Here is a 19787-nt window from a genome sequence, read left to right on the forward strand (position 1 = left end):
GAGTGAGTCGCCTGGCTGCAACTTGAAAGCTACAGGGTATTCTCTGCGAGAGCAGCAAGCATCACCTCATAACTGTGACCGCGGGCGCGATTCTTATGCCCGGCGCTTGGTGGCGGAATCCATCCACACCGCCAGCAGCAAAATGGCCCCCTTGACGATGTACTGCCAGAAAGTCGGTACGTCCAACATGCTCATGCCGTTATCCAGCGAGGCCATAATAAACGCCCCCATCACCGCCCCGGCAACGCTGCCTATGCCTCCCGCCAGGCTGGTGCCGCCAATCACGCAGGCAGCGATGGCGTCCAGCTCGGCAATATTGCCTGCCGAAGGCGAACCGGCGCCCAGTCGCGAACTGAGGATCAGACCGGCAATCGCCACCATCAGACCGTTGATGGCGAACACCGCCAGTTTGGTGCGCTCGACGTTGACGCCCGACAGGCGCGCAGCGTCAATATTGCCGCCGATGGCGTAGATCCGACGGCCAAAGGCGGTGCGGGTGGCCATAAATATCCCCGCCAGCATCAGCGCGGTGAGGATCAGCACCGGCGTAGGCACCCCGCGATAGTCATTAAGCAAATAGATTGCGCCGAGTACCAGCAGCGCCAAAATGCTTTGTCGGGTTACGTCACCGGTCGGCGTGGCTACCGGCAGGCCCAGCTGTACGCGTCGGCTGCGCCGCCGCCATTGCCAGGCCACAAACAGCATCAGCCCCACCGCGCCGATACCGAAACCCAGCCCGCCCGGCAAATAACTCTGACCGATTTGCGACATGGCGCCGCTGGTCGGTGCCACCGTGGTGCCATTGGTGATACCGATCAGGATGCCGCGAAAGGCCAACATCCCCGCCAGAGTGACGATAAACGAAGGGACTTTGCGGTAGGCAACCCACCAGCCGTTCCAGGCCCCCAACAACAGACCGGCCACCAGCGTCACCACGATGGTCAGCGGCAGCGGCCAACCGAACCAGACGTCAAAAATCGCCGCCGCCCCGCCCAGCAGCCCCATCATCGAACCGACCGACAGATCGATTTCCGCCGAAACGATCACAAACACCATCCCGACCGCCAAAATGCCGGTGATCGCCGTCTGACGCAGCAGGTTGGAGATATTACGCGCGCTGAGATAGGCCCCTTCGGTGGTAAAGGTAAAGAACAGCATAATGACGACTATCGCCGCCAACATGACAAACACCTGCAAATTGATGGATTTCAGCTTCACCGCCGTTTTTTTCTCCACCCTTGCCGCTACCATCGCTTCAGACTGCGTGTTTTTCGACATCTGTTTCACTCCTCAATGCGGCTTCCATCACCTGTTCCTGGGTCAAACCACGGTTGATCAACGAAGCCTTTATGCGCCCCTGATGCATCACCAACACCCGATCGCTTAATCCCAACACTTCCGGCAACTCGGAAGAAACCACGATCACCGCGATCCCCTGCTGTACCAGTTGATTGATTAATTTATAGATTTCTTGTTTTGCACCGATGTCGATGCCGCGCGTCGGCTCATCCAGAATCAGGATTTTCGGCTTCAGCAGCAGGCACTTGGCCAGAATCGCCTTCTGTTGATTGCCCCCGCTCAAGCGGGCGATAGCCAGTTCTGGCGACGAGGTTTTCACCCTCAGCTGCGCCAGCGACTGACGGATGGTTGCCTGTTCGCGTGCGTCGTCGATCACCGTCAGCATGCCGCTGAAATCACTCAGCGCCGCCAGCGTCATATTGGCCCCGACACCCATCACGGGGACGATGCCATCACGCTTGCGGTCTTCCGGCACCATGGCAATGCCGTAGCGCATCGCCTGACGGCAGTTGTTGATGGTGGCCGGCTGACCATTGAGGGTAATGCTGCCCTGCCAACGACCGGGGTAGACGCCGAACAGGCACTGCATGGTTTCGGTGCGCCCTGAGCCGACCAGCCCGGCAACGCCGAGTATCTCGCCGCGCCGCAGGCTGAAGGAGACATCGTCCACCCGGCGAACCTGACGGTTTACCGGATGCCAGGCGGTCAGGTTATCCACCTGCAGGATCACCTCGCCTATCTCATGCTGTTGTTGCGGATACAGCTCGGTCAGCTCTCGCCCCACCATCATGGCGATAATGTCGTCCTCACTCATCGCCGCCGCCGAACCGGTGCCGATATGCTTGCCATCGCGGATCACGCAGATCAGATCCGAGATCGCCTTCACCTCGTTCAACTTGTGCGAAATATAAATACAGGCAATACCGTGATCGCGCAGATCCCCGATGATCGCCAGCAGCGTAGCGGTTTCACTTTCCGTCAGCGAAGCCGTAGGTTCATCCAATACCAGCAGCCGAACCTGTTTGTTCAGCGCCTTGGCGATCTCCACCAGCTGCTGCTGCCCCAACCCGAGTTCGCCAATCGGCGTATTGGGATCAACCTCCAGTTTGACCTGCGCCAGCATGCGTCGGCAACGCAGGTACATGGCGTCATAATCCATCACCCCGTAGCGGCGCCATTCATTGCCGAGAAACATGTTTTCCAGCACCGTCATCTGCTTTACCAGCGCCAGCTCCTGGTGAATGATGGCAATGCCTTTCTGCTCGGTGTCGCGGATATTTTTCGCCGCCAATAAATCGTCAGAGAAATAAATATCTCCCTGATAACTGCCGTGCGGATATATTCCGCACAGCACTTTCATCAGGGTGGATTTTCCCGAACCGTTCTCACCACACAGCGATAATACCTGGCCAGCTTCCAGTTTCAGGCTGACATTATCCACCGCCTTAACCGCACCGAACTGCATGGTAATATTTTTCATTTCTAATAGGTTGGGCATTATTCCCTCCACATTACCGGCTTTCGGAATTATTGAATGTCGGCTTTTTTGTGGAAACCGTCGGCAATAATGGTGCTGTCAATATTCGCTTTATCCACCGGGATCGGCGTTAATAACCAGGAGGGCACTTCTTTGCTGCCGTTATTTAAGCTGGCGTTGGTTTTCGGCTGTTCGCCCTTGCCCAGCTGCACGGCAATGCCCGCAGCCTCATCGGCCAGTTTGCTGATTGGCTTATAGACCGTCATGGTCTGGGTGCCGGCGACGATACGCTTCACCGCCGCCAGATCGGCGTCCTGGCCGGAAATGGCCACTTTACCCGCCAGGCCCTGTGCGGCAAGCGCCTGAATTGCGCCGCCGGCGGTGGCATCGTTAGAAGCCACTACCGCGTCAATCTTGTTATTGTTGGCAGTCAGCGCATTCTCCATGATTTTCAATGCGTTTTCCGGCAGCCACCCGTCGACCCACTGATCGCCCACCACCTTGATTTTCCCGCCGTCGATCAGCGGTTGCAGCACCTTCATCTGTCCCTGACGGAACAGCTTGGCGTTGTTATCCACCGGCGAGCCGCCCATCAGGAAATAATTGCCCTGCGGCACCCGCTGCACCAGGCTTTGCGCCTGCAACTCGCCAACCTTTTCATTATCAAAGGAGATATAGAAATCGATGTCGGCGTTGTTGATCATGCGATCGTAAGCCAGGACCTTAATGCCTTCCCGTTTGGCTTCGCTGATGACGTTGCTCAGCACCTGGCCGTTATAAGGAATAATCACCAGCACGTCGACGCCGCGGTTGATCATGTTTTCGATCTGCGCCATTTGGGTTTCTTCATTGCCGTTGGCGGATTGGACAAACACGTCTGCCCCCAGCGACTTGGCTTTGCTGACGAAGATGTCGCGGTCTTTTTGCCAGCGCTCCAGGCGCAGATCGTCGATCGCCATACCGATTTTGACTTCTTTGCTGAACGCCGGTTGGCTGGCCAGCGCCAGCAGCGCGCAGACCGAAAGGAACACAGGTTTAAATTTCATCTTATATACCTTTGTTATTGAAGGCAGTTGAAATAGGCCGGTTACATAGCTTCGAGCAGATTGTTGTCGCTTATTTATGCTTCGGCAATTACTGATTTTTACCGGCCAATTACGATTTTTGGTTTAATGTTATTTTTATGATGGCGGTCATGCTTTCACGCTGTAAAACAGCACAGCGACAAATAAAAATGAAATAAGCCTTAAATAAAAAGTGGTTATAACCCTTATTATGGGATCTACCGCACATTTAATAATTCTGTGAATTTAAGTGTGAAATAACGTAATTGAGCCGCCGGTAGCAAACTCCGAAGATAAAGCCATCCCGTAACTCGGGCATTGCTACCCAGGAGTCGATAATGCAACCTTATTTTGATCAGCTTGAGCAAGTGCGCTATGAAGGGCCGAACAGTCATAATCCGCTGGCCTTCCATCATTACAATCCGGATGAACTGGTGCTCGGCAAGCGCATGGCGGAACACCTGCGTTTCGCCGCCTGTTACTGGCATACCTTCTGCTGGAACGGCGCAGACATGTTCGGCGTCGGCGCCTTCGATCGTCCCTGGCAGCAACCGGGCGACGCGCTGGCGCTGGCCAAACGCAAAGCCGACGTGGCATTCGAGTTCTTCCACAAGCTGAACGTTCCTTACTACTGCTTCCATGACGTAGACGTCTCACCGGAAGGTGCCTCGCTGAAAGAGTATCTGCACAACTTTGCGGTGATGACCGACGTGCTGGAAGAAAAGCAGCACAGCAGCGGCGTGAAACTGCTGTGGGGCACCGCCAACTGCTTTACCCATCCGCGTTACGGTGCCGGTGCCGCCACCAACCCGGATCCGGAGATCTTCAGCTGGGCGGCCACCCAGGTGTTTACCGCCATGAACGCCACCCAACGCCTGGGCGGCGAAAACTACGTGCTGTGGGGTGGGCGTGAAGGCTATGAGACCTTGCTCAATACCGATCTGCGCCAGGAACGCGAGCAAATTGGCCGCTTTATGCAGATGGTGGTGGAGCATAAGCACAAAACCGGTTTCCAGGGCACCCTGCTGATTGAGCCTAAACCGCAGGAACCGACCAAACACCAGTACGACTACGATGTCGCCACCGTCTATGGTTTCCTGAAGCAGTTCGGCCTGGAAAAAGAGATCAAGGTGAATATCGAAGCCAACCACGCCACGCTGGCGGGCCATTCGTTCCACCATGAAATCGCCACCGCCATTGCGCTGGGCATTTTCGGCTCTGTCGACGCCAACCGGGGCGACCCGCAGCTGGGCTGGGATACCGACCAATTCCCGATCAGCGTAGAGGAGAACGCGCTGGTGATGTTCGAAATTCTCAAAGCCGGGGGATTCACCACCGGTGGGTTGAACTTCGATGCCAAAGTCCGCCGCCAAAGCACCGACAAATACGATCTGTTCTATGGTCATATTGGCGCCATGGATACCATGGCGCTGGCGTTGAAGGTCGCGGCAAAAATGGTGACCGACGGCCAGCTGCATCAGCAGGTAGCAAAACGCTATGCCGGCTGGAATGGTGAATTGGGCCAGCAAATTTTGCAGGGCAAACTGTCGCTCGAAGCCTTGGCGCAGTACGCTGAAGGCCATGCACTGGCGCCGCAGCACGTCAGCGGCCGCCAGGAACAGCTCGAGAACCTGATGAACCGCTATCTGTTCGGCTAACTGACTCCCGCGCGGCGCTTCGCCGCGCCTTTAAGGATCTTCGACCATGTATATCGGCATCGATCTCGGCACTTCCGGCGTAAAAGTCATTTTGCTCAGCGAGCAGGGCCAATTGCTCGCCAGCCACGGTGAATCGCTGCCCATTTCCCGTCCTCATCCCCTATGGTCAGAACAGGCCCCGCAGGACTGGTGGCACGCCACCGACCGCGCGATGCTGGCGCTGGGCAAGCAACACAGCCTGCAGCAGGTAAAAGCCATTGGGCTCAGCGGCCAGATGCACGGCGCCACGCTGCTGGATGCACGTCAGCAGGTGCTGCGCCCGGCCATCTTGTGGAACGACGGCAGAAGCGCCGCGCAGTGCCTGGCGCTGGAACAGGCGGTGCCGCAATCGCGCAAGATCACTGGCAACCTGATGATGCCGGGCTTCACCGCCCCCAAACTGCTGTGGGTACAGCAGCATGAACCCGAGCTGTTCAACCGCATAGACAAGGTGCTGCTGCCCAAGGATTACCTGCGCTGGTGCCTCACCGGCGACTTCGCCAGCGACATGTCGGACGCCGCAGGAACCGGCTGGCTGAACGTGGCGCAGCGCGACTGGAGCGAGGAGATGCTGGCGGCTTGCGGCCTGACGCACCGCCAGATGCCACGGCTGTTCGAAGGCAATCAGATCACCGGCCAGACCCCTATTGAACTGGCCAAACGTTGGGGCATGTCGCCAGTGCCGGTGGTGGCCGGCGGCGGTGATAATGCCGCCGGAGCGATCGGCGTGGGTCTGTATCAGGCGGGACAGGCAATGTTGTCACTCGGTACCTCCGGCGTTTATTTTGCCGTCAGCGACGGCTTTCTCAGCAACCCGGCCAGCGCGGTACACAGCTTCTGCCATGCGTTGCCCGACACCTGGCACCTGATGTCGGTCACGCTCAGCGCCGCCTCCTGTTTGGACTGGGTGTGCAAACTGACCAACGTCAATGACGTCGCTACCCTGCTGCGCAACGTCGAACAGGCGCCGCCGCCGGCAGCGCCGCTGTGGTTCCTGCCCTATCTGTCCGGCGAGCGTACGCCGCACAACAACCCTAACGCCAAAGGCGCCTTCTGGGGCCTGACTCACCAACATGGGCCAACCGACCTGGCGCGCGCCGTGCTGGAAGGCGTTGGTTTCGCCCTGGCGGACGGCATGGACGTGCTGCACGCCAGCGGTCTGCAGCCGTCCAGTATCACCCTGATTGGCGGCGGCGCGCGCAGCCCCTTCTGGCGACAAATGCTGGCGGATATCAGCGGTCAGCGGCTGGAATACCGCACCGGCGGCGACGTTGGCCCGGCACTGGGGGCGGCTCGCTTGGCTCAGATTGCCCTGAACCCGCAGCGCCCACTGGCTGAATTGTTGCCTGAATTGCCGCTGGAACAGGTACATACACCGGATGCCGAGCGCCACCAGCAGTACACCGCACAGCGCAGCACCTTCCGTGAACTCTACACGCTCCTGTTGCCACTGATGTAAAACCCGGGGGCGAAACCACGCCCCCTTATCATTGCGAAATCGAATAGTCGCCAGTGGCAAATGTCGCTGCCAACCCGCGTGCTCCTCTCCTAAATTGGTGGCTGTCTTTTGACGCACCTCACCTCTGGATTAAGGAATTGAACGTGGAAAAAAACCAACAACAAAGCCGCAGAGCTTTCCTCAGCCAAACCGGCAAGCTCACCACCGCCTGTGCAGTCATTGGCCTGACGGGGGGCGTGGCGCAAGCCGCCGCGCCAACGAGCAGCGCATGTATACCAGAGAGCACGCCCATGACCCTGACCGATAGCCATTACTGGCTCAGCGACGTCCGACTTGAAGAAGGTTTCGAATACGATGGCGAGACGGTGATCGGCACCCGCACCGCGCTATATCAGCTTGAAATCAAAGACGGCAAAATTGCCGCCCTTCACCCGAAAGAGGCAACGCCTCCCGCTGGCGTAGCGCGCTATCAGGCACAGGGCCAACTGCTGCTGCCGGCATTTCGCGACATGCATATCCATCTGGATAAAACCTTCTACAGCGGCCCATGGCAGGCACCGCGCCCACGCCAGGGCAAAACCATCATGGACATGATCGCGCTCGAACAGACCTTGATCCCCAAGCTGTTGCCCACCTCGCAGCAGCGTGCGGAAAACCTGATCGCCTTACTGCAATCCAAGGGCAGCACCGTAGCGCGCAGCCACTGCAATATCGATCCGGTCAGCGGGCTGAAAAGCCTGGAACACCTGCAACTCGCGTTGGAAAACCACCGGGCGGATTTCAGCTGTGAAATCGTCGCCTTCCCGCAGCATGGCCTGCTGCATTCCAAAGTCGACGGCTTGATGCGCGAAGCCATGCAGATGGGGGTGCAATACGTCGGCGGGCTGGATCCGACCAACGTCGACGGCGCCATGGAGAAGTCGCTGGACGCGATGTTCCAGATTGCGCTCGACACCGGCAAAGGCGTCGATATCCACCTGCATGAAACCAGCCCCGCCGGGGTTGCGGCAATCAACTACATGATCGCCACCGTAGAAAAGAACCCGGCGCTGCGCGGTAAAGTCACCATCAGCCATGCGTTTGCCCTGACCGTGCTGAACCCGAATGAACTGGAGGAAACCGCTAGCCGGCTGGCGGCGCAGCAAATCACCATCGCCTCTACGGTGCCGATTGGCGGGCTGATGATGCCGCTGCCGCAGCTCAGTGAAAAAGGGGTATTTGTGATGACCGGAACCGACAGCGTGATCGACCATTGGTCACCGTTCGGCAGCGGCGACATTCTGGAAAAGGCCAATCTTTACGCCCAACTTTACCGCGGCTCCGACGAATTCCACCTCTCCCGTGCCATGGCAATCTCTACCGGTGGCGTGCTGCCGCTGAACGACAAAGGCCAACGGGTTTGGCCGCAGGCCGGAGACAACGCCGAGTTTGTGCTGGTCAACGCCAGTTGCTCCGCCGAAGCGGTGGCCCGCCTGCCGGCGCGCACGGCCACCTTCCATCAGGGACGGCTGGTCGCTGGCCAGGTCGGCAAAGCCTGATGCTGGTCCGTTGATGCCACCATGATGGCCGTTTTTGGCCTTCTGCCAGATGAGATAACGGCGCAGTATGGCGTCATACCCATTGGCGGAGGGCCGAAAATGTCACAGAGCGCGTTATTGATCATCGATGTTCAACAATCATTCCAGCATCGCCCATTCTGGCAGGAAGAAGATCTGCCCGCTTTCCAGCAGGCACTGACACGGCTGATCGAAGGCTGTCGTCGGCAGGGCGCAGCCCTGGTTGATGTTTTCCACGTCTCACCGGAGGGGCCGTTTTCCCTGGCATCCGGCTGGGTAAAACCGCTGCCGTTCCTCACCCATCAGGCAGACGTCACCGTTCATAAACAGGTGCACAATGCACTGACCGAATCCGGTCTGGACGCCTGGCTGCGCCAACGGGATATCGATCACTTGATTATCTCGGGCATCCGCACCGAACAGTGCTGCGAAACCACCACCCGGGTGGCGTCCGATCTCGGCTATCGGGTGACTTTCGTTACCGAGGCCACGATGACTTTCCCGATGCAGCATCCCAATGGAGAAGTCTTTACCACCGAACAGCTCAAGCGGCATACTGAGACGGTGCTGGTCGACCGCTTCGCCCAGCTCGCCAGCGTGGATGCCGTGCTGGCGCAACTCTCACAGGAGTAATCATGCCGCAGGCCGTCTACTTTTTGATGTTGCCCAACGCGCTGTCGCTGGACGTCAGCGGCCCGGCCGAGACCCTGCGTTTGGCCGGGGTATTCAGCCTGCACTACATCAGCCCGCTGCCGCAGATCACCTGCTCGATTGGCATGACGTTGAGCCAGCTGCAGCCGCTGCCTGCCCGACTGGAAGACGGCGCTATTGTGGTGGTACCAGGCGCACGCGATTCACGCAGCGATTTCGACCATCAGGCGGCCGAACAGGCCCGCCACTGGCTGGCGGCGCTGCAACCCGATTTGCGGCAGCAACGCATCACGCTGGTCTGTATCTGCTCCGGCGCCCTGCTGGCGGCGCAGGCCGGGCTACTCGACGGCTATCAGTGCACCACCCACCATGATGTGATCGAACGCATGCGTCAGCAGGCCCCGGCCGCGCAGGTGAAAGAGAACCGTATCTTTGTTGAAGACCGCAACCTGTATACCAGCGCCGGCATTACCGCCGGTATCGATCTGGCGCTGCATTTGATTAACCGCCAATGCGGAGCAATACGCGCAATGGAGATTGCCCGCGAAATGGTGGTGTATTTTCGCCGTTCCGGCGATGACCCACAGCTCTCCCCCTGGCTGCGTTACCGCAACCATCTGCACCCGGCGGTGCACCGTGCGCAAGACGTGATGGCCGCCGAACCCGAGGCCGAGTGGTCAGTACCTCAGGTGGCGGAAAAGGCCCATGTCAGCAGCCGCCATTTGGCCAGGCTGTTCCGTAGCCATGTCGGCATCAGCGTGCGTGAATACCATGAACAGCTGCGGCTGGCGGTGGCGCAGCAACGATTGCAACAAGGCTACGGGCTGGAAAAGGCAGCGCTGGCGGCGGGTTTTTCCTCCGGTCGTCAACTGCGACGTGCCCAGCAGCGCGGCTCAACCGCGTTATGACACCAGTCGCCGAGGGTCTATTTTCTGCAGCCCCATCGACAACAGCAGGCTGAGCGCCAGCGCCACGCCAAATACCCAAAAGATATCCAGTAACGGATGGGCGGTCAGCGTCAGGTGACGGCTGCGCATAAAATTGACGATAATGGCGTGAAAACCGTAGATCGCCAGCGAATGTCGGGAAAAAGTCGCCAACCAACCTATCGGCTCGGACAGACAATTTTTGAACCACACCACCAGGGATACCGCAGCGATAAACACCAGCGGCCCACAGTAGATGTAGTAGGTATCGGCAAAGTTGCCGTTGATGAACATCTGGCTTTTGGTGCCCTGAACGATCAGCGCCACGCTAGCCACAAACCCCAGTGCCGCCAGCCAACTGACGCCTCGCCCCTGAGTTTCCATCATGCCAATCGCCCGGCCGGCCAACGCGTACAGCAGGTAGTAAAAGGTGTCCCCGTAGATATACAGATTGACCGGCAGCAGGTGAGCGTTACCCAGGGTCAGCGGGCTGGTATTGGGATTGGCAATCACCGCCAGGATCACCAGCACGCCGGCAAGGTAGCGGCGTGATACCGGTTTGACGTTGATCAGCGGCGACAGAAGATAAATCACCGCAATCGCATAGAAGAACCACAGATGATAGAACACCGGCTTTAACAATATGCCGCGCAGCGACGGCCAGAAACCGATTTTGGTAAACGCCGCGATATAAATCAGCGCCACCGCGCTGTAAAACGCGATACAGCAGCCAATGCGGATGAAATGCTTTTTGCCGGCGCTTTTCTCGCCGAAAAACAGGTAGCCGGAAATCATGAAAAACAAGGGTACCGAAACGCGCGATAAAGAGTTCAGCACGTTGGCGATGTCCCAGTTATGTTCGCCCACCGCCACTCCGCTGGTGACGTAGTAGGTGGTGGCGTGGATCATCACCACCATCATGCACGCCACTGCGCGCAAGTTATCTATCCAGCCAATTTTATTGCTCAAAAGCGCGCCCGCAATGTTGTCATCTTGGTTTGTTAAAATGAGGTTATAGAGCGAAGGTGCAGGTGGCAACCCCGGCGGCGAATATCAGAATGTGCTGAAACAACACCTTATCGTTGCTAAGGTGAACAATTGGCGGCAAAATAGCCGCCACAACTCGCTCAGATTGCGCTTCCCGCCCTGGCAGTTCCTTATTTCTTCTTTACTTTCAGTACGATAAATATGAAAACAACGTTACCACCTGCGGCTCGCTTGGGTCGACAGGCGCTTTTATTCCCGCTTTGTCTGGTGCTGTTCGAGTTCGCTACCTATATCGCCAACGATATGATCCAGCCTGGCATGTTGGCAGTAGTGGCCGATTTCAACGCCGGTGAAGAGTGGGTGCCAACCTCAATGACCGCTTATCTGGCCGGCGGTATTTTCCTGCAATGGCTGCTGGGGCCGTTGTCGGATCGTCGCGGGCGTCGCCCGGTCATGCTGGCCGGCGTGGCGTTCTTTATCGTCGCCTGCCTGGCCATTTTGCTGGTGACCAGCATCGAACAGTTTATCTTTATGCGCTTCCTGCAGGGGATTGGCCTGTGCTTTATCGGCGCCGTGGGTTACGCCACGATCCAGGAGTCGTTTGAAGAGTCGGTGTGCATCAAAATCACCGCGCTGATGGCCAACGTGGCGCTGATCGCCCCGCTGCTCGGGCCCTTGGCCGGTGCAGCGCTGATCCACGTCGCGCCGTGGCAGAGCATGTTCGTGCTGTTCGCCGCACTGGCGGCGTTTGCCTTTTATGGCCTGTGGAAAGCGATGCCGGAAACGGCCTCGCTGCAAGGTGAGAAATTCTCGGCCGCCAACCTGTGGCGCGACTATCGTCAGGTACTGTCCAACCGTCGCTTTATCTGCGGCGCATTGGCCATCGGTTTCGCCAGCCTGCCGCTGCTGGCCTGGATTGCCCAATCGCCGGTGATCCTGATCAGCGGCGAATCGCTGTCGACGCTGGATTACGGTCTGCTGCAAATTCCGGTGTTCGGTGCACTGATCCTCGGCAACCTGACGCTGGCACGTCTGACCGGCAAGAACAGCGTACCGCGCCTGATCAAATTGGGTGCCGGGCCGATGATGGTGGGTCTGCTGATCGCGGCGCTGGCGACGATATTCTCCAGCCATGCCTACCTGTGGATGACCGCGGGTCTCAGCCTGTATGCCTACGGTATCGGGCTGGCCAACGCCGGGCTGTACCGTTTGACGCTGTTCTCGAGCAACGTCAGCAAAGGCACGGTCTCCGCCACCATGGGCATGTTGAGCATGATGGTGTTCACCGTCGGTATCGAGCTGGCAAAAGTGGCTTACGTGTGGGGCGGCAGCGGGCTGTTCAATCTGTTCAACCTGCTCAGTGGCCTGTGCTGGCTGGCACTGGTGGCGCTGTTCCTCAGCAAACGCCGCAGCGGCGATGCAACGCCGACGCCCAACGCTGCGTTATAATTCAAGCGGGGCAAATGCCCCGCTTACCCACCAAAAAGTCCGCCGTCCCGCAGCAGGTGTTGATTACCCTTGCGGCGGGTGAATCCGCTGCGGTCGAAAAATTCCAGCACCTGAATGGCCAGTTTACGGCCCACGCCGAGCCGGTCACGAAAATCGGCGGCGTTGGCGCTGCCCTGCGTTTCATCCAATTCACGGATCAACGCGGCGAATTGTTCTATCCGTTGGCTAAGATAGTAACGATCCACCACCACGGCCGTGACATGGCCCAACTGAGCAGCTTTACGCAGCGTGGTCCTCACCTGCGCCTCATCCTCGCCCAATTCAGCAGCCAGATCGCGCACCCACCAAGCCTCGTCGCCGAACAGCGGCTCAATACGGGCCCACAGGATTTGCTCTTCGGCGCTGAACGCCAAACCGTGCTCCGGCAGGTGCAGCCACCCGCGCGTATTGCTAAGCAAACCGGCTGCCAGCAGCCGATCGATCATCATAAATGCCAATGGCTCAGACAGTTGCGGTACCGCCATGCGCCGCAGGCGCGCACGCCCCAGGCCGAGCTGATCGGCATGCTGCTGATGATACTCGGCCAACACCTGCAACAGGCGCTGCTGGTCCAGCTGTGCATTCTCCTGCGCCAATGCCCTATCGCCGGCAATCAGCAACTCATGACTCGCCAACAACGCCGCCAGCGGTTTCTCGGTCAGTTGTCGCGCCCAGGCAAAGGCCGCCAGATCCAGCGCGCCCTTGGGCAAATGCAGCGCCAGCACCTGACAGTCATCGTCGGCCTGCGCCAACGCCGTCAGCCAGGCCAAATACTCGGGTTGGCGCTTACCGCGTTTGGGCGTCGTCAAGCTCAGCACCCTTGCGCCGCCCAGGGTTTGGCGTGCGCCAATATCGCGCAGCACCAGCCGGTCGTTTTCGGCCAGCCATAGCGGACGGTCGAGGATCAGTTCTGCCAGCCCATCACTGAGCAACGAAACACGTCCGGTGATATGGCTGGCGGCATGATGCAAATGCAGCGGCTGCCAGTGCTTTATCGGCAAATCCTTATCTAATGCCACCAGAATTCGTTCGGCGGCGATCGCCGGCTTTTGCGCCAGCAACCAATCGCCGCGGGCGACCTGCTCTTTGCTGACGTCACCGCTAATATTCAGCGCAATGCGCTGCCCAGCCTGCGCTTGCTCAGCCGGTTGGTTTTGCGCGTGCAAACCGCGCACCCGCACCGGCGCGTCAGCGCCGGTCAGCCACAGCGTATCGCCCACCGCGACCTGTCCCCCCAACGCGGTACCGGTTACCACCAGACCGGCGCCTTTCACGCTGAACGCGCGATCGACCGCCAGGCGGAAGCGGCGCGTTACCGCATGTTCGTCAGGCTGCAACGCCAGCAAATGGGCGCGCAGTGCGTCGATCCCCTGCGACTGCGGCGCGGCGGTGACAAACACCGGTGCCTGTGGCCAACCCTGGCGCGTCAGCTCCTCGTCAAGCTGCTGTCGAACCTCATCGACACGCGCTTCATCCACCCGATCGGCTTTGGTCAAGGCCACCGTCAGCGCCGGACGCCCGCTCAATCGCAATATCGCCAGGTGCTCGCGGGTTTGCGCCATGACGCCATCATCGCAAGCCACCACCAGCAAGGCATGGTCAATGCCGCCAACGCCCGCCAGCATATTGGCGAGGAATTTCTCGTGTCCCGGCACGTCGATAAAGCCCAACACCCGGCCATCGGGTTGCGGCCAGTAGGCATAACCCAGATCTATGGTCATGCCACGGCGTTTCTCTTCCGGCAGGCGATCCGCATTGATCCCGGAGATCGCTTGCAGCAGGGTAGTTTTGCCATGATCGACATGGCCGGCGGTAGCAATAATCATGCGCTCAGGGCCTCAATCAGCGCGTCTTCCTGCTCCAGACAGCGCAGATCGAGCCACAGCCTGCCGTCGTTAATGCGGCCTATCACCGGCTGCGGCAGCCGACGCCAGCGCTCTGCCAGCGCTTCCAGCGTTGCGCCACGGCCATCGAGCGGCGCAAAGGTCAAAGCATAGCTGGGCAGCCGATCGACCGGCAATGAACCGCTGCCAATCTGCGACCAGCAGGGTTCGGTACGCAGTTGGAATTGCCCGGCAAACTGCGGCGCCAGCGCCTGCAACAGGCGTTCGGCAGAGTCCTGCATCGCCTGCTGCGGGCGGGTCAATAGCCGCAGCGTCGGCAGCCGTTGTGCCAACAGTTCGGGCTGTTGATAAAGCCGTAAGGTCGCTTCCAGCGCCGCCAGCGTCAGTTTGCCAACGCGCAGCGCACGCTTCAGCGGGTGTTGCTGTAGCCGGGCGATCAGCGCCTTTTTGCCTACGATGATGCCGGCCTGCGGGCCGCCGAGCAGCTTGTCGCCGGAGAACGTCACCAAATCTACCCCGGCGGCGAGCAATCGCTGCGGCATGGGTTCTGCCGGCAGACCGTATTGCGCCATATCAATCAACGAGCCGCTGCCCAGATCGGTGGCGGTCGGCAAGCCATGCTCTGCGCCGAGCTGCGCCAGTTCGGCTTCCTCCACCGCGGCGGTAAAGCCCTGGATGCTGTAATTGCTGGTATGCACCTTCATCAGCAGCCCGGTCTGTTCATTAATCGCGTTGCGGTAATCTTTCAGGTGGGTGCGGTTGGTCGTGCCGACCTCCACCAGTTGGCAACCGGCCTGGCGCATGACATCCGGAATACGAAACGCGCCGCCAATTTCCACCAGTTCGCCACGTGACACCACCACCTGCTTGCCGGGGGCGATCGCCGCCAGCATCAGCAGCACCGCAGCCGCATTGTTGTTGACGATGCAGGCGTCTTCCGCGCCGGTCAGTTGGCACAATAAATCCGCCACCGCGCGATCGCGGTGCCCACGGCCGGCACCGTCCAGATCGTATTCCAGCGTCACCGCCGCACTCATGGAATCTGTCACCGCCTCTATCACCGGCTGCGCCAGCAGGGCCCGGCCAAGGTTGGTGTGCAGCACGGTGCCGCTGAGGTTGAATACCGGCGCCAATGCCGGGCGCTGCCATTGCTCCAGCCCCGCGCTGAGCGCCTGTGCCCAGTCGCCGCACCAGTCGGGTAACCTTTGATGGTGCTTAATGGTTTCACGCGCCTGCAGTTGCAATTGACGCAGTAACTCGCCAATCAGCGTTTGTCCGTGCTGCGTAACCAGCGGTTCGATAGCGGGATCGCGCAGCAGGCGATCGATGGCGGGTAACTGGCTGTAAAGAAGCTGGGATTCAGTGCTCATGGTCGCTCGGTTTCAGTGTAGAGGTCTCGGCATCAAGTAAAACCCCGCCGCAGCGGGGTGAGGGAGATCAGGGGGGCAAGGTGCGGGCAAAGCTTTCGCGGGCAAACAGCCGTTCGGCCAGTTTGATCAGCGCCGGTCGCTCGACACACCAGTTGGGCATGATGCGGCGGAAATTCAGGTAGCCCAGCGCACAGCCGGTAGCGATATCCGCCAGCGTCAGCGCTTCGGCATTGAGCAACGTTTTTTCCTGCGCCAGTTTTTCCAGCGCATCCAGTCCGTGCGTCAGCTTGTCTCGCTGGCGCAAGATCCAGTTTTCGTCCTGTTTTTCCGACGCCCGCTTGCTCTCGCGAAACAGCGTGGCGGCAGCTTCCGTCACGCCATCGGCCAAGGCTTCCACCTGGCGTATCCGCAACGCGGCGGCGCGTTCGGCAGGTAAAAACGCCGGGGCCACGGACAACAGCTCGAGGTATTCGGCAATCACCCGCGAGTCGTAAAATACGGCGCCATCATCGGCCACCAGCACCGGCACTTTGGCCAAGGGGTTCAGCTCAACCACCCGGCTGCCCGGTTCATACGGCGGATCGTTAACGAATTCGAACGCCATTCCCTTTTCCAGCAGCATCACGGAAATCTTGCGGACAAAAGGGCTGGTGTAACTGCCAATAAGCTTCATCAGTCTTCCCCTCGGCTTGCAAACCACAAAGTTGTTATTGCACCGCCAGCGTGTCGATAACCTTCTGGACCAGCGCCTGGTGCGCTTCCGGCGTTTTGGCCGGCGACAGCATTTGCAGCGTCACCACCCGCTTGTTGAACACCGTCAGCATAATGGTAGACACCACCTTCTGCCCGCTGACGCTCTGCTCGGTGTCCAACCGATGGAACTTCTGCTTGCCGACGGTGAAATTCTCTTCTTTGGTGGTCCGAATATTTTGATAGCGATCGGCCAGTTCGGTGAGCATGCTCTGCGTCAGATCCTTGAGCATTTTATCGCTGCCGTTGAGCTTCATGCCGTCAGGCGGGATCACTTCGGAAGAGACGGTACTCTGGCGCGATTTCCCGTCGAGGAAGCGCTGAATGGTGGATTGGCTGTCGTTGACGATGCCGCTGTTTTCGGTCTGATCGCTAAAGCCCGGCGGCAGTTCAAAGGTAATCTTGCCCTTTTGCATCGAGACTTTCAGCCCCGGAGGCGGCGCTGGCGGGGTCTCGACCACCGGCGGTGGCGGTGCAGGCTGCGTGACGGTCGGTTTGGGATCCGGCTTTGGTATCTCCGGCTTGGTATCGTCCTTGTTGTCACAGGCCGCCAACCCAACCGCTAAAACAGCAACCGCAGTGAATTTCGCAATGGTCTTCAACATCGTCTGTCCCTTTTCCTTTCGCTTCGCGCGTCATTGCGTAAACGTAGCAACTCGCCCGGGCGAATGCCAGAATCCCCGTCCGAAATTACTCATCCGGTAAATGCTATGGACCGAATATATTCAGCCCATAGCAGAGTGCGCGGCGATCTTACGACCCCGGGAACAGGAACGGATTGATGCTGCTGCGGGCAAAGCCTTCGTCTTCCATTTTGGCGTCGAGCACCAGCGTGGCCAGATCGTCGGCGACGGCCTCAACCTGCGGGTCTTTTTCCTGATACAAAATCTTCAGGTAGGTACCGCAGTCACCGCAGCTTTCCGCTTTAACCGATGCCAGCTCGGTGCCCAGCGACCAATAGTTGAGATCGCGGGTCTGCTCACAGTTGCTGCATTTGATCCGCACCACGTGCCACTCGCTTTCGCACAGGTTGCAGTGCAAATAGCGCAGGCCGCTGATGGTGCCGATATGTACCACGCTGGAAACCGGGATGCTGCCGCACACCGGGCAGAATTGACGGTGTTCGCCGTACTCGGCGCGCGCCTTGCCGGGGATAAGGCTGGCCATCTGCGCCCAATAGAGCGACAGCGCGGCCCAGATGAACGGCGCTTTTTCGCTGCCGATCTTGCCGAAGTCCTGGTTAAGCAACGCGTCGGCCAACAATTCCAGCTCGTGCGCCGAGGCTTTTTCCAGGTTATCCAACACCGCCAGAATGTGTTCCGGCGCCTGCGGGCGCAGCTCGGCAATCAGCGATGTCAGCAACCGGTGCCAGTGTTGGCTACGCGGGAAAACGCTCAGATCCAGCGGCGGTTTGCCGCTGTCGGCCCCCTGTTGCAGAACTTCGGTAAGATCAAGCGTCAGCGGGTTGTCGTGCAACGCATGGTGCTGCGCTTCGGCCAGTTGGGCAGCAAAATTCAGGTAGTCGCCCAGCGGGTTGTCGATCGCCAGCTTACGCAGGCGTTCAGCGCGGCGGCTGTACAGGCTTTTCAGATTAGCGAAAAGTAACGGCGGGATGGTCTCCGCCGTTGTGGACTTCTCGCGCTGTGCCCCTAACTGCTCTTTAGGAACGATGCGGATGCTCATCAGGGTTTGTCTTCCTGTTGTTTCTCGCGGACCTCTCGGTACCAGCGCGGGTGATGTTTTTTAGCCCAGGCCGCCGGCACCCAGCCTTCCACCATCGCGGTAATGGTGCCTTTTACCCACAACGCGGCGTAAATGTGCACCATAATCACGATGATCAGACCAACCGCAGCCAGCGAATGCACCAGCAGCGCAATGCGGATCAGCGGTATCGGGAACGACGGCGCAAAGTAAGGCCGCCAGATCACCACACCGCTGGCCAACAGCAACACCAGGCTAATGATTGCCGCCCAGAATACGCACTTCTGACCGAAATTATAACGCCCAGTGTCACCCACTTCCTCGTTCATGGCGATTTTATGGATGTTTTTGGCCCAGACGATATCCTCGCGATTGATCAGATTATGCTTCCAATAGCGCAGGAACATCAGCAGGAAGGCCGCAAACATAATCACGCCGACAAAGGGGTGCAGAATGCGCGCCAGCTGCGGCGTACCGAAAATGTTCATCAACCAGTTGAAGGAGGGGAAAAAGAACCCCAGCCCGCTGATGGCGGCGAACACAAAGCAGAACGCCACGATCCAGTGGTTAATCCGCTCCGGCGCGCTGTAGCGCTGAATACGCTTTTCCTTCTTCATTTGCGCGTCTCCTCATCGTGCAGCTCGTCGTTGTCTTCCTCTTCGACGCGGTTTGGCCCGACGCCGACGTAGTGGAACACGCTCGCTGCAAAGGTGGCGGCAAAGCCGATGGCCGCCAGGGGTTTCCACACGCCTTTCCAGAACGTGACCGCCGGGCTGATGCTCGGGTTATCCGGCAAACCGTGATACAGCTGCGGTTTGTCCGCGTGGTGCAGCACGTACATGACGTGGGTGCCGCCAACGCCCGCCGGATCGTACAGACCGGCGTTCTGATAGCCACGGGTGTTCAGCTCGCTGACGCGATCGGCGGCGACCTGCTTCATCGCTTCCTTGGTGCCGAAGTGAATAGCGCCGGTCGGGCAGGTTTTCACGCAGGCCGGTTCCTGGCCGACATCAACGCGGTCGACGCACAGGGTGCACTTGTACACCCGATTGTCATCCTTGTTCATGCGCGGCACGTCGAACGGGCAACCGGCGATGCAGTAACCGCAGCCGATACAGTGCTCAGACTGGAAGTCGACGATGCCGTTGGCGTACTGGATGATCGCCCCTTCCGATGGGCAGGCCTTCAGGCAGCCCGGGTCGGCGCAGTGCATGCAGCCGTCCTTGCGGATCAGCCACTCCAGCTTGCCGTTTTCCTCCACTTCGGAGAAGCGCATCACCGTCCACGACTTGGCGGTCAGATCGGCGGGGTTATCGTAAACCCCGACGTTGTGCCCGACTTCGTCGCGAATGTCGTTCCATTCGGAACAGGCCACCTGACAGGCTTTGCAGCCGATACAGGTGGTGACATCGATCAGTTTGGCCACTTCTTCCTGGTGGTCACGGGCGCGCGGCGCCGGCGTGAAACCATTGGTGGCGGATTTACGAATGATGTCCTGAGATTGCATTGCCATAATTC

The 19787-nt window shown here is 59.2% G+C and carries 17 protein-coding genes; 6 read left to right on the forward strand and 11 right to left on the reverse strand.

What is annotated here, in order from left to right:
- Window positions 1-93 precede the first annotated feature (93 nt).
- From xylH to xylF, 3 genes are read right to left on the reverse strand one after another with little or no spacing between them, the layout of a single operon-like run.
- The gene (gene xylH, locus H5P17_RS12770) at window positions 94-1278 is read right to left on the reverse strand and encodes a xylose ABC transporter permease XylH (RefSeq protein ID WP_182823307.1); all 1185 of its coding nucleotides are present in this window, start codon (window positions 1276-1278) and stop codon (window positions 94-96) included.
- On the reverse strand, window positions 1256-2797 hold the full coding sequence (locus H5P17_RS12775; RefSeq protein ID WP_182823309.1) for a xylose ABC transporter ATP-binding protein: 1542 nt from the start codon (window positions 2795-2797) through the stop codon (window positions 1256-1258). The genes xylH and H5P17_RS12775 overlap by 23 nt, the downstream gene beginning before the upstream one ends.
- 29 nt (window positions 2798-2826) lie before the next feature.
- Entirely contained in the window at window positions 2827-3822 is a 996-nt protein-coding gene (xylF, locus tag H5P17_RS12780; protein WP_020824692.1) for a D-xylose ABC transporter substrate-binding protein, read from the reverse strand.
- Between the two features lie 356 nt (window positions 3823-4178).
- Between xylF and xylA the strand changes: the two genes are divergently transcribed.
- The 5 genes from xylA to H5P17_RS12805 all read left to right on the forward strand — a co-directional run bounded on the left by xylA (window position 4179) and on the right by H5P17_RS12805 (window position 10111).
- Complete coding sequence (gene xylA / locus H5P17_RS12785; protein WP_182823312.1) at window positions 4179-5498, forward strand: xylose isomerase; 1320 nt, start codon at window positions 4179-4181, stop codon at window positions 5496-5498.
- Window positions 5499-5544: 46 nt separating this feature from the next.
- A complete protein-coding gene (gene xylB / locus H5P17_RS12790; RefSeq protein ID WP_182823314.1) occupies window positions 5545-6996 on the forward strand; it encodes a xylulokinase in 1452 nt (483 codons plus the stop codon).
- Window positions 6997-7139: 143 nt separating this feature from the next.
- Window positions 7140-8534 carry an amidohydrolase family protein gene (locus tag H5P17_RS12795; RefSeq protein ID WP_182823316.1) on the forward strand — a complete coding sequence of 465 codons (1395 nt, stop codon included), beginning with the start codon at window positions 7140-7142 and terminating at the stop codon, window positions 8532-8534.
- 99 nt (window positions 8535-8633) lie between these two features.
- Window positions 8634-9185, forward strand: a complete 552-nt coding sequence (locus H5P17_RS12800; RefSeq protein WP_044554343.1) for a cysteine hydrolase family protein — start codon at window positions 8634-8636, stop codon at window positions 9183-9185.
- A gap of 2 nt (window positions 9186-9187) precedes the next feature.
- Window positions 9188-10111: a GlxA family transcriptional regulator gene (locus tag H5P17_RS12805; RefSeq protein WP_182823318.1), complete on the forward strand. Its 924-nt coding sequence runs from the start codon at window positions 9188-9190 to the stop codon at window positions 10109-10111.
- Here H5P17_RS12805 and H5P17_RS12810 read toward each other — a convergent pair.
- Complete coding sequence (locus H5P17_RS12810) at window positions 10106-11098, reverse strand: acyltransferase (RefSeq protein WP_182823320.1); 993 nt, start codon at window positions 11096-11098, stop codon at window positions 10106-10108. The two genes, H5P17_RS12805 and H5P17_RS12810, sit on opposite strands and share 6 nt — an antisense overlap.
- Before the next feature lie 219 nt (window positions 11099-11317).
- Here H5P17_RS12810 and H5P17_RS12815 point away from each other — a divergent pair, with 219 nt between their 5' ends.
- Window positions 11318-12565 carry an MFS transporter gene (locus H5P17_RS12815; protein WP_182823322.1) on the forward strand — a complete coding sequence of 416 codons (1248 nt, stop codon included), beginning with the start codon at window positions 11318-11320 and terminating at the stop codon, window positions 12563-12565.
- Window positions 12566-12588: 23 nt separating this feature from the next.
- Here the strand turns inward: H5P17_RS12815 and selB are convergent, their stop codons facing one another.
- From selB to fdxH, 7 genes are all read right to left on the reverse strand, one after another.
- Window positions 12589-14430, reverse strand: coding sequence for a selenocysteine-specific translation elongation factor (gene selB, locus H5P17_RS12820; RefSeq protein WP_182823324.1), 1842 nt, complete (start codon window positions 14428-14430; stop codon window positions 12589-12591).
- The gene (gene selA / locus H5P17_RS12825) at window positions 14427-15818 is read right to left on the reverse strand and encodes an L-seryl-tRNA(Sec) selenium transferase (RefSeq protein ID WP_182823326.1); all 1392 of its coding nucleotides are present in this window, start codon (window positions 15816-15818) and stop codon (window positions 14427-14429) included. Before selA ends, selB begins: the two co-directional genes overlap by 4 nt.
- A gap of 67 nt (window positions 15819-15885) precedes the next feature.
- Complete coding sequence (locus H5P17_RS12830) at window positions 15886-16491, reverse strand: glutathione S-transferase (protein ID WP_182823328.1); 606 nt, start codon at window positions 16489-16491, stop codon at window positions 15886-15888.
- 34 nt (window positions 16492-16525) lie between these two features.
- Window positions 16526-17173: a DcrB-related protein gene (locus tag H5P17_RS12835; protein ID WP_182823330.1), complete on the reverse strand. Its 648-nt coding sequence runs from the start codon at window positions 17171-17173 to the stop codon at window positions 16526-16528.
- Window positions 17174-17321: 148 nt separating this feature from the next.
- Complete coding sequence (gene fdhE / locus H5P17_RS12840) at window positions 17322-18251, reverse strand: formate dehydrogenase accessory protein FdhE (protein WP_182823332.1); 930 nt, start codon at window positions 18249-18251, stop codon at window positions 17322-17324.
- The gene (gene fdoI / locus H5P17_RS12845) at window positions 18251-18886 is read right to left on the reverse strand and encodes a formate dehydrogenase cytochrome b556 subunit (protein WP_013810963.1); all 636 of its coding nucleotides are present in this window, start codon (window positions 18884-18886) and stop codon (window positions 18251-18253) included. Before fdoI ends, fdhE begins: the two co-directional genes overlap by 1 nt.
- Window positions 18883-19782: a formate dehydrogenase subunit beta gene (fdxH, locus tag H5P17_RS12850; protein ID WP_020824680.1), complete on the reverse strand. Its 900-nt coding sequence runs from the start codon at window positions 19780-19782 to the stop codon at window positions 18883-18885. Before fdxH ends, fdoI begins: the two co-directional genes overlap by 4 nt.
- Window positions 19783-19787: the final 5 nt, after the last annotated feature.

The sequence above is a fragment of the Serratia sp. OS31 genome (assembly GCF_014164835.1).
Classification (GTDB): Bacteria; Pseudomonadota; Gammaproteobacteria; order Enterobacterales; family Enterobacteriaceae; genus Serratia; species Serratia liquefaciens_A.